Annotated in this window: 10 protein-coding genes; 5 read left to right on the top strand and 5 right to left on the bottom strand. The window is 55.4% G+C overall.

Going from position 1 to position 14,124, the window contains the following annotated elements; translation table 11 throughout:
* The first annotated feature begins 36 nt into the window (after window positions 1-36).
* Entirely contained in the window at window positions 37-969 is a 933-nt protein-coding gene (locus ACOTX4_RS06770; protein WP_022651468.1) for a LysR family transcriptional regulator, read from the top strand.
* On the opposite strand, the gene fumA is transcribed toward ACOTX4_RS06770, so the two are convergent.
* Window positions 958-2,607: a class I fumarate hydratase FumA gene (gene fumA / locus ACOTX4_RS06765; protein ID WP_003859549.1), complete on the bottom strand. Its 1,650-nt coding sequence runs from the start codon at window positions 2,605-2,607 to the stop codon at window positions 958-960. The genes ACOTX4_RS06770 and fumA overlap by 12 nt on opposite strands.
* 52 nt (window positions 2,608-2,659) lie before the next feature.
* Entirely contained in the window at window positions 2,660-4,168 is a 1,509-nt protein-coding gene (locus ACOTX4_RS06760) for an anion permease (protein WP_003859551.1), read from the bottom strand.
* Window positions 4,169-4,778: 610 nt separating this feature from the next.
* Between ACOTX4_RS06760 and ACOTX4_RS06755 the strand changes: the two genes are divergently transcribed.
* Window positions 4,779-7,559, top strand: coding sequence for a flavocytochrome c (locus tag ACOTX4_RS06755; RefSeq protein ID WP_032609602.1), 2,781 nt, complete (start codon window positions 4,779-4,781; stop codon window positions 7,557-7,559).
* 58 nt (window positions 7,560-7,617) lie between these two features.
* On the top strand, window positions 7,618-8,580 hold the full coding sequence (locus ACOTX4_RS06750) for an FAD:protein FMN transferase (RefSeq protein ID WP_032609600.1): 963 nt from the start codon (window positions 7,618-7,620) through the stop codon (window positions 8,578-8,580).
* Here the strand turns inward: ACOTX4_RS06750 and dcuR are convergent.
* Together dcuR and ACOTX4_RS06740 are read right to left on the bottom strand one after the other, a co-directional pair.
* Window positions 8,561-9,280: a two-component system response regulator DcuR gene (gene dcuR, locus ACOTX4_RS06745; protein WP_003859556.1), complete on the bottom strand. Its 720-nt coding sequence runs from the start codon at window positions 9,278-9,280 to the stop codon at window positions 8,561-8,563. The two genes, ACOTX4_RS06750 and dcuR, sit on opposite strands and share 20 nt — an antisense overlap.
* Window positions 9,277-10,893 carry a sensor histidine kinase gene (locus ACOTX4_RS06740; RefSeq protein ID WP_032659246.1) on the bottom strand — a complete coding sequence of 539 codons (1,617 nt, stop codon included), beginning with the start codon at window positions 10,891-10,893 and terminating at the stop codon, window positions 9,277-9,279. The genes dcuR and ACOTX4_RS06740 overlap by 4 nt, the downstream gene beginning before the upstream one ends.
* A 153-nt stretch (window positions 10,894-11,046) precedes the next feature.
* Here ACOTX4_RS06740 and ACOTX4_RS06735 point away from each other — a divergent pair, with 153 nt between their 5' ends.
* Window positions 11,047-11,910 (top strand): N-acetylmuramic acid 6-phosphate etherase, encoded by an 864-nt coding sequence (locus ACOTX4_RS06735; protein ID WP_045330355.1) that lies wholly within the window; start codon window positions 11,047-11,049, stop codon window positions 11,908-11,910.
* A 54-nt stretch (window positions 11,911-11,964) separates the two neighbouring features.
* Here the strand turns inward: ACOTX4_RS06735 and ompC are convergent, their stop codons facing one another.
* Window positions 11,965-13,131, bottom strand: a complete 1,167-nt coding sequence (gene ompC / locus ACOTX4_RS06730; protein ID WP_032659241.1) for a porin OmpC — start codon at window positions 13,129-13,131, stop codon at window positions 11,965-11,967.
* Between the two features lie 284 nt (window positions 13,132-13,415).
* On the opposite strand from ompC, the gene ACOTX4_RS06725 reads away from it, so the two are divergent.
* Window positions 13,416-14,117, top strand: coding sequence for a phosphohydrolase (locus ACOTX4_RS06725; RefSeq protein ID WP_045330350.1), 702 nt, complete (start codon window positions 13,416-13,418; stop codon window positions 14,115-14,117).
* Window positions 14,118-14,124 lie beyond the last annotated feature (7 nt).

The following is a 14,124-nucleotide window of genomic DNA, read 5'->3' as shown; positions in this document are numbered from 1 at the left end:
GTTTAAGAACCTGAGGCCTATAATAAAAAACGCGTTATGGGGGAAAATCCCCCGGAAAATCGCGTGGAGAATGACGTGGCATCACTGATCTATTCTTTTGCCCAGCTTGAGGCGTTCACCGCCGTCGCTGAGCATGGCAGCCTGATGAAGGCGGCCAGTAAACTCGGCAAAGATCGTACAACCCTGCGGGATCTGATCGATTTCCTTGAGGATGGGCTGGGCTACGCGCTGTTCCTGCGGGAGGGGCGTAGCCTGCGCCTGACGCCGGAGGGGGAGCAGCTTCAGCGGCAGGCGCACCTGCTGATGCGGCAGGTCAAAGCGTTTGAGGCGTTTGCCCGTACGGTGCCGGACAGCGCGACGCAGGACATTGCCCTCGTTTACGATCCGTTCACCCCCAGAGCCTTTTTGCAGGCGCTGATCGCTACGCTGGCGACGAAAAAGATCCGCCTGAGCCTGACCAGCGCATCGCGCGATGAGGCGGAAGCCATGCTGGCGAACGGTCAGGCCGATCTGGGGATCTGCCAGGCGCGCAACCGCAGCGTGGGCAATGAGATGGAGTGGCGGGCGCTGGGGGCGATCGAAATGGATTTTTACGCCGCAACGGCGCTTTTTGCGGAGGTTGCGTCGCCGGTGTCGCTGCTCGATCTCTCTCTGGTTCCACAGGTGGTTATGCATGCCGCGTCAGACGAGCCGGTTGCCCGTCGCCTGCAAATTTCAGGGCACACGCTTTTCACTAACGAACTGGAGATGCTGCGCGGCCTGCTGGAGCAGGGCTGCGGCTGGGGATTTTTGCCGACCCATCTTCACGCAACGCAGTGGAAAAACGTAAAAAGGCTGCCCACCGAAGTGGGCAGCCAGGGGATAAGCCAGACGATGGTCACCATCTGGAAGCCGGGCAGCGACAAGCGCGGGTTGATCAACGATACGCTCTCGCAGCTTCCGGCGTTATGGAAACGCTCAGCGCTGTGAGCACCCTTTGCACTGTTTATTCTGGATCTGCTGAAAGAAATCGTTGCCTTTGTCATCCACCAGGATAAACGCCGGGAAGTTCTCCACTTCAATTTTCCAGATGGCTTCCATTCCCAGTTCAGGATAGGCCACGCACTCCAGACTCTTGATGCTGTTTTGCGCCAGTACCGCCGCCGGGCCGCCAATGCTGCCGAGGTAGAAGCCGCCGTGCTTATGGCAGGCGTCGGTGACCTGCTGGCTGCGGTTACCTTTGGCCAGCATGATCATGCTCGCACCGTTGGATTGCAGTAAGTCTACATAGGAGTCCATACGCCCGGCGGTGGTCGGGCCTAAGGAGCCAGACGCGTAACCTTCTGGCGTTTTCGCCGGGCCAGCATAGTAAATCGGGTGATCTTTAACGTACTGCGGCAGTTCTTCCCCGTTGTCGAGCAGCTCTTTCAGCTTCGCATGGGCGATGTCGCGCGCCACAATAATGGTGCCGTTCAGCGACAGGCGGGTGGAGACAGGGTGCGCGGAAAGCTGCGCCAGAATGTCGGGCATCGGCTTGTTCAGATCAATGCTTACCACGTCGCCTTCTCCCTGCTGGCGCAGGGATTCAGGAATATACTGGCCCGGATTGTGCTCCAGCTTCTCAATCCAGATCCCCTCGCGGTTAATCTTCGCCTTGATGTTGCGGTCAGCGGAGCAGGAGACGCCCATGCCGATCGGGCAGGAGGCGCCGTGGCGCGGCAGACGGATTACGCGAATATCGTGCGCGAAGTATTTCCCGCCAAACTGCGCGCCCAGGCCGAGGTTTTGCGCTTCCTGAAGCAGTTCCTGCTCGAGCTGGACGTCGCGGAACGCCTGGCCGTGCGCGTTGCCTTCGGTTGGCAGGCCATCGTAGTAGCGCGCAGAGGCGAGCTTGACGGTTTTCAGCGTGGCTTCCGCAGAGGTGCCGCCGATAACGAAGGCGATATGGTAAGGCGGGCAGGCCGCGGTGCCCAGGGTCCGCATCTTCTCAACCAGATAATTTTTCAGCTTCGCCGGGGTGATCAGCGCTTTGGTTTCCTGATACAGATAAGTTTTGTTGGCGGAACCGCCGCCTTTCGCCATGCACAGGAATTTATACTCGTCACCATCAACGCTGTAGAGGTCGATCTGCGCGGGCAGGTTGGTGCCGGTATTCACCTCTTTATACATATCCAGCGCCGCGTTCTGCGAGTAGCGCAGGTTGTCTTCAATATAGGTGTTATACACGCCCTGACTCAGCGCCGCTTCGTCGCCGCCGCCGGTCCAGACGCGCTGGCCTTTCTTACCCATAATGATTGCCGTACCGGTATCCTGACAGGTGGGCAGCACGCCTTTCGCCGCAATTTCGGAGTTGCGCAGGAATTGCAGGGCAACGTACTTATCGTTCTGGCTGGCTTCCGGATCGTTAAGAATGGCGGCAACCTGCTTCTGATGAGACGGACGCAGCATAAACGCGGCGTCGTGGAAAGCCTGCTGCGCCAGCAGGGTCAGGGCTTCCGGCTCCACTTTCAGCACTTCCTGACCGTCGAACTCGGCAACGGAGACATGCTCTTTGGTCAGCAGATAGTATTCGGTGTCGTCATGCGCGAGAGGGAAGGGGTTCTGGTAAATAAAGGGTTTGTTTGACATAGCTTGCTCCACAAAAATAAAACCGCCGGAGGATATGTCCGGCGGTCAGGAATCAGAACATCATGGACATCCACGGGTAACCAATCAGCAGCAGGGCCGCCAGGAAGATGGCACCGAAGATGGTGCCGAGGCGCCAGTAGTCTTTGGTTGGCAGGTAACCGCTACCGTAGTAAATCGGGCTTGGACCCGTACCGTAGGGGGTAATGATCCCCATCACGCCCAGTGAGGTCACCATCAGCAGGACGAACACTTCCATATTCATGCCCGGAATGGTGGAGGCGATAGTCAGCATCGCAGGCAGCAGCGCCGTGGTGTGCGCGGTGGTGCTGGCGAACAGATAGTGCAGCAGGTAGAACGCCAGCAGCAGCACGATGGTGGCGACACCCGGAGAAATACCGCTCATCAGCAGGCCGCCTTCTTTACCCAGCCAGCTGATAAAGCCGGTGGAGGAGAGGCCATCCGCCAGCGCCACCAGGGTGGCGAACCACACGAAGGTATTCCACGCGGCTTTGTTACCGGTGATATCGTTCCACTCCAGCACGCCGGTCCACAGCATCAGGCCAACGATCAGCAGGGCAGCCATGGCCGGTTCAATCCACGCCGCGGCGAAGATCCACATCAGCAGCGCACAGCACACGAACACCAGCAGCAGGATCTCATTGCGCGACAGTTTGCCCAGTTTTTCCAGTTCACGGGTCGCCCACAACGGTACTTCGTTGTTTACCTTCACTTCCGGCGGGTAGAACCAGTAAGCCAGCAGCGGCATGGTCAGGATCAGCAGAATACCCAGCGGCAGGAAGGCGAGGAACCAGGTCCCCCAGGAGATATCAATTCCGACCGTGCTTTTTACCAGCGCCAGCGCCAGCAGGTTAGGTGCCAGAGCGGAAAGGAACATCGAGCTGGTGATACAGGCCGCGGTAATTGCCACCCACATCAGATACGAACCGATTTTGCGCGCGCTTGGGTCGTTGGGTTTTGAACCGTACAGCGGCGGCAGGTTGGCGATGATCGGGTAGATGGTCCCACCGCTGCGCGCGGTATTGGACGGGGTAAACGGGGCCAGCAGCAGGTCCGCAAACGTAATGGCGTAACCGAGCGTCAGGCTGCGACGGCCCAGATATTTCACCAGTATCAGCGCCAGGCGGCGACCGAAGCGGGTTTTGTCGTAGCCCGCAGCAAACATAAAGGCACCGAAGATCAGCCACACGGTGGAGTTACCAAACCCGCTGACCGCCCATTTAAAGGAGGCGCCCGCCAGCTTGAATTTTGGGTCAGCCAGCTGTTCCGGGCTAAAGAGCACCCACTGGCTGCACAGCGCAATCGCCACGACGCCGGTAAGACCGATCACGGCGCCCGGCAGCGGTTCGAAAATCAACCCGACGATGACGCCAACAAAGATGGCGAAGTAGTGCCACGCATAAGGCGGCAGCCCGTCCGGAACGGGAACAAACAACAGCAGGACGGCAACAATGACGGGCAAAGCCATCATCAGCAGTCGTTTTGCTGTTCCATTTGATGCCAGATTCGCCGCAGGAGGCGTTACAGCAGTTTTTGTTTTCATAGTTTCACGTCTTAAGTTGTCAAAAATTCGTCGTACAGCGAAAACACAAATTCGATTGCTTTATTCGTTTTGCTTTTTTTAGTTATTTAAGGTGCGTTTTTGTGTTTTCAGTAATAGCGATTTAACGCATTTTTGTTTGCGATAAATAAAAAATGATGATGTTTTTATATTGCTCTTTTGAATGCCATAACTATTGATCACGATCAAAAAAACGGAACTGAATGGCTATTTTTATATTTTTTATAATAACCACTCTGAGTAGTGTGGTTATTCGCTGATTTTACGCATTTTATGTATCAAAACTATAACATTTAAATTTTGGTGCTTTTTCTTGTTGTTGTTTTATTTGGTTTTTTGGTAGTTGTGGTGTATTGGTTTGACCTTTTGTGATTTAACTTTTTTTAAATTATTGTGAACGAGTGAAACATTCGCGCTAACACCAATGTGTTATTAATGTTATCGAAGGGATTAAATAGTTTATTAACTAACGTAATGGCTTTATAAACTAAAAAAAGCTTTATATTACTATCATGACATCGGCAAAAAACACGAAATAAAAAAATCATCCCGATAACGAATTCTTAGTTTTTTAAAGTTTGGAGTTTCTATTATGAGCACTAACGAACGTATTTTAAGCCCCTTCACATTACCGAATGGTACTGAACTGAAAAACCGTTTGTTAATGGCCCCGATGACAACCTGTACCGGTTATTACGATGGCACCGTGACCAGCGAGCTGGTGGAGTACTACCGCGCCCGCGCGGGCAGCATCGGCACCATCATCGTTGAGTGCTGTTTTGTTGACGATCTCGGCCTGGCGTTCCCGGGCGCAATTGGCATTGATAACGACGAGAAAATCGCCGGGCTGGCAAAAATCGCTGACGCCATCAAGTCAAAAGGCTCCAAAGCCCTGCTGCAAATCTACCACGGCGGCCGTATGGTCGACCCAAAACTGATCGGCGGTCGCACGCCGGTTGGCCCAAGCGCCGTTGCCGCGCCGCGTGACGGTGCCGCCACGCCGGTTGCCCTGACCGCGGAAGAGGTGGAAGGCATGATCGGCAAGTTTGGCGAAGCCGTGCGCCGCGCAATTCAGGCCGGGTTCGACGGCGTCGAAATCCACGGGGCGAATACCTATCTGATCCAGCAGTTCTTCTCCCCGAACTCCAACCAGCGCGACGACGAGTGGGGCGGCAGCCGCGAAAACCGCGCGAAATTCCCGCTGGCGGTGCTGGACATTACCCACAAGATGGTGCGCCAGTACGCGGACGACGCGTTTATCATTGGCTACCGTTTCTCTCCGGAAGAGCTGGAAGTCCCGGGCATTCGCTTCGAAGATACCCTGTATCTGCTGGAAAAACTGGCCGCGCGCGGGGTGGATTATCTCCACTTTTCCCTTGGCGCCGCCCTGCGTCCTTCTATCGTCGATACTCAGGACCCGACGCCACTTATCGAAAAATACTGCGCCATGCGCTCAGACACGCTGGCTCAGGTACCGGTGATGGGCGTTGGCGGCGTGGTGAATGCCACGGATGTGAATGAAGCGCTGGATCACGGTTACGACCTGATTGCCGTTGGTCGTGCCACCATCGCCTATCCGGACTGGACCGATCGCATCGCGGCGGGCGAAAGCCTGGAGCTGTTTATGGACAGTACCCGACGCGAAGAACTGAGCATCCCGGAACCGCTGTGGCGCTTCTCGCTGGTGGAAGCGATGATCCGCGACATGAGCATGGGCGAATCTAAATTCAAACCGGGCACCTTTATTGAAAAAGTGCAGGACGATGCTAACGAACTGGTAATTAACGTCAGCCTCGAAACCGACCGCATCGCCGATATCGAACTGGCCTCCGGCCCGAGTGAAGACGTCGAGTTTGTCACCAGCTTCGAAGAGATCCGTACCCGAATTCTTGATGCCAACACTCCGCACGTGGATGCTATCACCGGCGCGACCAGCCAAAGCGAGGCGGTGAAAAAAGCGGTCTCGAAGGCGATGCTGAAATCCAGCAAAGCGCTGGCGGCAGAAGAGGGCGCTGACCCGAATGAGACTAAAAGCGTGGACGTGGTGGTGGTCGGCAGCGGCGGCGCCGGTCTGGCGGCGGCGATTCAGGCGCATGACGAAGGCGCGAGCGTGCTGATCGTTGAGAAAATGCCGACTATTGGCGGGAACACCATTAAAGCCTCTGCCGGGATGAACGCGGCGGAGACCCGCTTCCAGCGCGTGAAGGGCATTCAGGACAGCAAAGAGCTGTTCTACCAGGAAAGCCTGAAAGGCGGTGGCAATAAGAACAACCCTGAACTGCTGCGTCGCTTTGTCGAGAACGCGCCGCAGGCCATCGAATGGCTGGCAACGCGCGGCATTATGCTGAACGACATCACCACCACCGGCGGGATGAGCATCGACCGTACGCACCGTCCGAAAGACGGTTCCGCAGTGGGCGGGTATCTGATCAGCGGCCTGGTGCGTAACGTCAACAAGCGCAACATCGAGGTGATGCTGGATACCTCCGTGAGCGACATCATCTTCGAAAACGGCGAAGTGACCGGCGTGCGTCTGACCACCGAAGAGAACGAAACCCTCACCGTGGCAACCAAAAGCGTGATTGTCGCAACGGGTGGCTTCAGCGCCAACAGCCAGATGGTGGTGAAATACCGTCCGGATCTGGCAGGGTTCGTTACCACTAACCACAAAGGGGCGACCGGGGGCGGTATCGCGCTGCTGGAGCGTATCGGTGCAGGCACAGTGGATATGGGCGAAATTCAGATCCACCCAACCGTTGAGCAGAAAACGTCGTATCTGATTTCCGAATCCATCCGCGGCGGCGGGGCGATTCTGGTAAACCAGCAGGGCAACCGCTTCTATAACGAAATGTCGACCCGCGATAAAGTCTCGGCGTCAATCATCGCGCTGCCGGAGAAATACGCTTACATCGTCTTTGACGAGCATGTTCGCGTCAAAAATAAAGCCGCGGATGAGTACATCGCGAAAGGGTTTGTTACCAGCGCCAGCTCGCCAAAAGCCCTGGCGGAAGCGCTGGGGATGGATCACCACCAGTTCCTGGCAACGCTGGAACGCTACAACGTCTTTGTGGAGAAACAGCACGATGACGACTTTGGACGTACCACCGCGCTGCGTGCGCCAATCAACGAAGGGCCGTTCTACGCCATTCAGATTGCACCAGGGGTTCACCACACCATGGGCGGCGTGACCATCAATACCGATACCTGCGTGCTGGACAGCAACCACAACGTATTGCCGGGAGCGTTTGCTGCGGGTGAGGTTGTCGGGGGCATCCACGGCGGTAACCGCATCGGCGGTAATGCGGTGGCAGATATCATTATTTTTGGTACGCTTGCAGGACATCAGGCGGCTATGCGTTCGAAAACACGGTAAGGCTCCTGTTTCCCCGGCGGCGCGGTGCCTGCCGGGGCTACACCTGAGGACTCATGCAATGCCTGATAGCCATCGCGTTTACAGCTACTCCGCCGTTCTGATGGGCTCGCCCATCCTCCTGAAACTCTTTTCCCATGACGAAGCGCTTGCCTCCCGCGTGTTTCGCCTGATCAAACAGTACGAAGATCTGCTCACCGTTAACCGTGCGCACTCCCAGGTAATGGACATCAACCATGCGGCTGGTCAGCATCCGGTTGCCGTCAGTCGTCCGGTGTTTGAGCTGATCCGCTGCGCGAAAGCGGCAAGCCTGCTTAAAGACAGCGCCTTTAACCTGGCGATCGGCCCGCTGGTGAAATGCTGGAAAATTGGCTTTAAGGGGGACGCTGTACCGCCCGCGGACGAGATCGCCGCCTTGATGGGCATCACGGATCCTGCGGACGTGGTGCTGGATGAAGCCAATAGCAGCGTGTTTCTTACTCGCCAGGGAATGGAGATCGATCTGGGTGCTATTGCTAAAGGCTATATCGCCGACAGGGTGCGGGATCACCTGCATAAAGAGGGCGTTGAACTTGGGCTGATCAACCTTGGCGGCAACGTCCAGACGTTAGGTTCGCCGGAGGGCGGCTGGCGCGTCGGCCTGAAAAAACCGTTCGCCGGTGACGCGCTGATTGGCGCTATGACGGTAGAGAACCGGTCGGTGGTAACGTCAGGCACCTATGAGCGCTATTTCGAGCAGAACGGCAAACGTTATCACCACATACTTGACCCGCGCACCGGCTACCCGCTGGATAACGAACTGGACAGCGTGACGATTATTTCGCCAGACTCTCTCGACGGCGATATCTGGACCACGCTGATCTACGGCATGGGTGTGGAAAAGGGCTGCGCCGCGCTGCGTTCGCGCCCCGATATTGAAGCCATCTTTGTCACCAAAACAAAAGAAGTGGTGATCTCCTCGATGCACCACTTCCGTTTTACCCTTCTGGACGACAGCTACCGAATTACTGGCAGTACTGTTTGAGCAGTCCGACCTGTTCCGGCTGCAAACGGTAGCGATATACCGGTCGGCCGGTAGCGCCGTAATGAATGCTGGTGAACAGGATATTAATTTGCGCCAGCCAGATCAGGTATTTGCGGCAGGAGACGCGGGAAATGTTGACCGCATTCGCCAGATCGTCGGTGGAAAATTCTATCTCCGGATGGCTGTCGATCCACTGGCAAATGGTGCGCAGCGTCTGCGGCGTTAGGCCTTTCGGTAATTTTTTGCTGTCAGCCAGCTCCGGCGCGCCGCCGTGGATCAGCCTGTCGACGTCGGCCTGTTCATAATACTGATGCGATCCCATCAGGCTGCGCTTTGCCTTCCAGCCGTTCAGCGCCTCTTCAAAACGCGGGAACTGGAACGGTTTAATCAGGTAATCCACCACGCCATAGTGCATGGACGTCTGGATTGTTGCGGCGTCGGAGGCCGACGAGATCATGATGACGTCAATCGGGCGGCCCGACGCGCGAATGATGGGCAGCAGATCCAGCCCGTTATCCTGCTGCATATAGACATCCAGCAGCACCAGATCGATCGGCTGGCCTGGGTTGGCGATCAACGCCTCGGCCTGGTTGAGCGTGGAAGCGACGCCGCAGCAGCTAAAACCCTCAACGCGGTTAACATACAGACGGTTGAGGTCGGCTACCATGGCGTCATCATCGACAATTAACACATTTATCACGCGATATTCCTCTCGCTATCCCAGGGGATCTGAACAAAAAATTGGGTAAATACGCCAGGTTCAGACTCGACGGTAATATCTCCGCCCAGATTCTGGATCTGCTGACGCGCAAGGAACAGCCCAACGCCGCGGTTTTCACCTTTTGTTGAGTAGCCCTTTGTAAAAATAGCCTCCAGCCGCTCGGGATCAATACCGGGACCGTCATCGCTGACCTCACCGCTCAGCCAGCCGTTCTGATAATGCAGCAGCAGGCCGATCTCGCCTTCCGGCTGGCCTTCCATCGCATCCAGGGCATTTTCGATTAAATTGCCCAGCACGGTGATCAGCACCGCAACCTGCTCTTCATTGGCGGTGTCAGGAAGCTGACTCTCCTCCGCCAGCGTCAGGGTCACTCCGGCCTCTTTGGCGCGGTTAATTTTACCCAGCAGGAAACCCGCAATGACCGGCGATTTAACTTTGCGCTGTATCGCGCCGATATCCGTCTGATAATTCTGCGCGGTCTGGATGATGTACTCCTCCAGCTTATCGTAGCGCTTCATGTGCAGCAGGCCGAGGATCACGTGCAGCTTGTTCATAAACTCATGCGTATGGGAGCGCAGGGCATCAACATAGTTGACCATGCCATCGATACGCTGCATTAACTGGCTGATTTCGGTCTTATCGCGGAAGGTGCTGATTGCCCCGATCACCTGATTCTGGCTTTTCACGGGGACCATGTTGCACAGCAGTAGCCGTCCGTTACAGCCGATCTCCTGATCCTGGCGAGCAATGCCGGTTTTCGCCACTTCCCGCAGGCTGGCCAGCAGTGGTTCGCCGCTGCTCTCGGAGTGCTCACCCGAGCTCAGGAGCAAAATCTCTCTGGCGGTGTGGTTAATCATCGTCACGCGCCCGTGCATATCCACGGCCATCACGCCTTCGCGCAGGGACTGCAACATGGCCTGGCGCTGCTCAAAGAGGGCTGAGATCTCGTAAGGCTCCAGCCCGAAGAGGATACGCTTCAGCACCCGGACCAGACCCCATATCGCCACCGAGCTCATCAGAACGCTGAATAAGATGGTCCACACGGCGTTGAGCCGCCCGCGGGCAATCTGATCTTCAACTTTATTCAGCGAAATGCCCACCACCACCACGCCGATCTGGTCGTGCTGGTCGTCATACACGGGGGTAAAGACGCGCAGCGCTTCCGCGAGCGCGCCGCGGTTAACGGAGACATTCTCTTTCCCTTCCAGGGCGGGCGTCAGATCGTCGCCAATAAAGTGCAAACCTAACAGCGCTTCATTTGGATGGGAATAACGGATCCCCCGCAGGTCGGTGACCACGGTAAATAGCAGGTCGTTGCGCTTCGTCACCGCCTCGGCAATCGGCTGGATGATGCCAGCCTGCGGCGATTCCATCAGGCCACGCTTGATCTCCGGGCTGTCGGCCAGCGTCCGGGCGATACCCAGCGCGGTATCTTTCACGTCATCGCGCGTGGCGCGGGTGATCTGCACAGAGTAGAGCGCGAAGACCACCAGCAGCACCGAGCCGATAATCGCGCACACCATCAGCGTAACCAGCGTATTCAGCTTCATAGGGCGCTTGCGCGTCGGGGGGAAAGGCTGCAAATCGCTCATTAACACTCCGCGATGAAAAAGAAAGGGCTAATTATCGCTGATGACGGGCGTTTCATAAAGCCATGTAAAGAGAGGCGTTTCGTGAGCCTCCTCTCAGGTGACCTATATAAAACACTTTATAGTGTGTGGGTACTCATAATAAGGAGGCAGTTTATGAGCATTATGCTTACCGGTACGGCCAGGGAAAGACGGCACGCCAGCACGATGAACATCGACAGATTATCGACGCTGGATATGCTTAACGTCATACACCAGGATGACGCGCAAATCTCTTCTGCACTTACCCCACACTTAAGTATGCTGGCCCGCGTGGTGGATAACGCGGCGGCGACGCTTAGCCACGGCGGACGTCTGGTGCTGACCGGCGCGGGCGCGTCCGGACGCATGGCTGAGCAGGCGGCAGAAGCGTTTGCGCCGGGCAAACACCCCGTCATTGCGTTAACAGCAGGTGATAACGCCGGAAGCTACGCGCGCGGCGTTGCCGACCTTCAGACGATAGAATTTGGCGAGCATGACATGATGCTGGCGCTGTCCGTCAGCGGCAAAACGCCATGGGTTTGGGGCGCGATGCGTCATGCGTGGTCTCTGGGCTCAACGGTTGCGCTCATTACTGAGGATGCGCAAAGTGAAGCGGCGCAGCTGGCGAGTATGGTCATTGCTCCCGATCTGGGCGCGGATGTGGTGGCCGGGTATACCAACGCTAAAGCAGGCATTGCGCAAAGCATGATCCTGCATATGATCACCACCGGTCTGGCGGTACGGACAGGACGGGTGTACAGCAACCTGCGCGTTGATCTGGAGGCAAGCAACACCAGATGGGCCGAACGACAAATTGCCATTGTGATGGAAGCGGGGGGATGTAGCCGGGCGCAGGCGAAGGCCGCGCTGGAAAGCTGTAACCACCAGTGCAAAACGGCGGTACTGATGGTGCTGACGGGTCTGAATGCCTGGAAAGCGCATGAATTGCTGGCGCAGAATAACGGGTTTGTTCGCCTGGCCTTGCAGGAAGCGCCATAACATTTCAGCGTCAAATAAAAAAGCCCGCGTTGCGGGCTTTGCTATTTATGGGGATCAGAACTGGTAGATCATACCGATGCCAACGATGTCATCGGTAGCAATACCGTTGTCATTGTAGAAGGCATCATCTTCGTCCAGCAGGTTGATTTTATAATCAACGTAGGTGGAGAAGTTCTTGTTGAAGCTGTAGGTCATGCCCACGTCGATATAGTTAACCAGATCCTGGTCTACATAGTCATAACCATTGCCTGGATGATAATCGTTACCACCCAAATCGATGCCTTTAGAATAGACCCACGCCAGGGATGGACGCAGACCGAAGTCAAACTGGTACTGTGCTACGGCTTCAAAGTTCTGGGTTTTGTTGGCGATGCCATCGTTGCCGTACGGAGTCATGTTACGGGTTTCCGCATACATCATGGCCAGGTAGACATCATTAGCATCGTATTTAGCGCCGATTGTCCACGCTTCCGCACGTTCACCGCCAGCATATTTGCTGAAGCGGTTATAGGTGCCAGCGCCGTAAGCGACCTGGTCGTTAGTACGGTCAGAGGAAGAATAAGCCGCACCCAGCGTCAGGCCGAAATCGAAGTCATAGGTGGTAGACATACCGAAGCCGTCGCCGTTCTGGAAACGAACATCATCATGACCGTTTTTGGTGCCTTCCTGATTTTCGTTTGCGTTAGCACCTTCGTTAGCACCCTGGTATTGCAGCGCAAAGTTCAGGCCGTCGACCAGACCGAAGAAGTCATTATTACGGTAGGTCGCCACACCGTTAGTACGGCCAACCATATAGTTGTCGGTCCAGGTATAGGAGTCGCCACCAAATACCGGCAGCATATCTGTCCAGGCTTCAACGTCATACACGACGCCGTAATTACGGCCATAATCGAATGAGCCATATTCGCCGTATTTCAGGCCAGCAAAGGCCAGACGGTTAAAAGAGGTGTCGCCTGCGCCTTCGGTATCGTTAGCGTAGGTTTTATATTCCCACTGGCCGTAACCTGTCAGGTCGTTCGTGATCTGCGTTTCGCCTTTGAAACCCACCTGTACATAGGTTTCATCGCCGTCGTCGCCTGGGTTGTCGGAGAAGGTATGACGCGCATCAACCTTACCGTACAGGTCAACTTTGTTGCCGTTTTTGTTATACATTTCCGCTGCATTTGCTGCGCCAGCCATTAATAACGCGGGTACGAGAATTGCCAGAACTTTTCTTTTCATTATATATTCCCTTTAAATATAAATTGTCTGAATATATGTAATTACCCTCCGTAACTACATGGCTGATACTATTCTATGGATTATTATTTAGGTTCAAAAATAAATGTAATTAAACTGGTAAAAATATTACAAAATATTTCTTTTTATCTCTTTATTTTTCATGTGAATTAATTAATTGAAAATATAGCGGGTAATTATTATTAAGTATTTCGTAATTCTATTTATTAAAGATTTTGATTCGGATGTATTATAATTCACTCTCTTTTGAGCAACAGGATGGGATGATGGAACTTGCGCAGTGGCAGCACCGTTATGAGCGCTGGCTCGACGAAAATCATTTTACTGATGATGCGGCGCACGATATCGCCCATTTTCGCCGCGTCTGGATGACGGCGCAGGGTATTATGGCTGACGAGGATAGCGATCCGCTGGTTGTGTTGACCGCATGCTACTTCCATGACATTGTCAGCCTGCCGAAAAATCACCCGGAACGTAGCCACTCCTCGCGGCTGGCAGCGCGAAAAACGCGCGAGATCCTCAGTCGCGACTTTCCTGATTTTCCGCCGGATCGTTATGCAGCCGTTGAGCATGCTATTGAAGCGCACAGCTTCAGTGCCGGTATCGCGCCGCAAAGCCTGGAGGCCGAAATTGTGCAGGATGCCGACCGGCTGGAGGCGTTAGGCGCTATCGGCCTGGCGCGCGTCTTTGCCGTCTCCGGTGCGCTGGGCGCCGCGCTGTTTGATGCCGACGACCCGTTCGCCGGAACACGAGCGCTGGATGATAAAGCCTTCGCGCTCGACCACTTTCAGACCAAACTCCTGCGCCTGCCGGACACTATGCAAACCGCGCGGGGGCGCAAACTTGCGCGTCACAATGCCGATTTTCTGATCCAGTTTATGGCGAAGCTGAGTGCCGAATTACAGGGCGATTACCTCGGAACCGACAGCCAGATATTGACCCATTTCCGTCGCAGTGTGCGATCCTGAACTGTGG

Source organism: Enterobacter cloacae complex sp. IR5459 (assembly GCF_049238005.1).
Taxonomy (GTDB): domain Bacteria; phylum Pseudomonadota; class Gammaproteobacteria; order Enterobacterales; family Enterobacteriaceae; genus Enterobacter; species Enterobacter hormaechei_C.
Note: the sequence above shows the minus strand (reverse complement) of the source record. Positions and strands in the feature narration are given on the sequence as shown.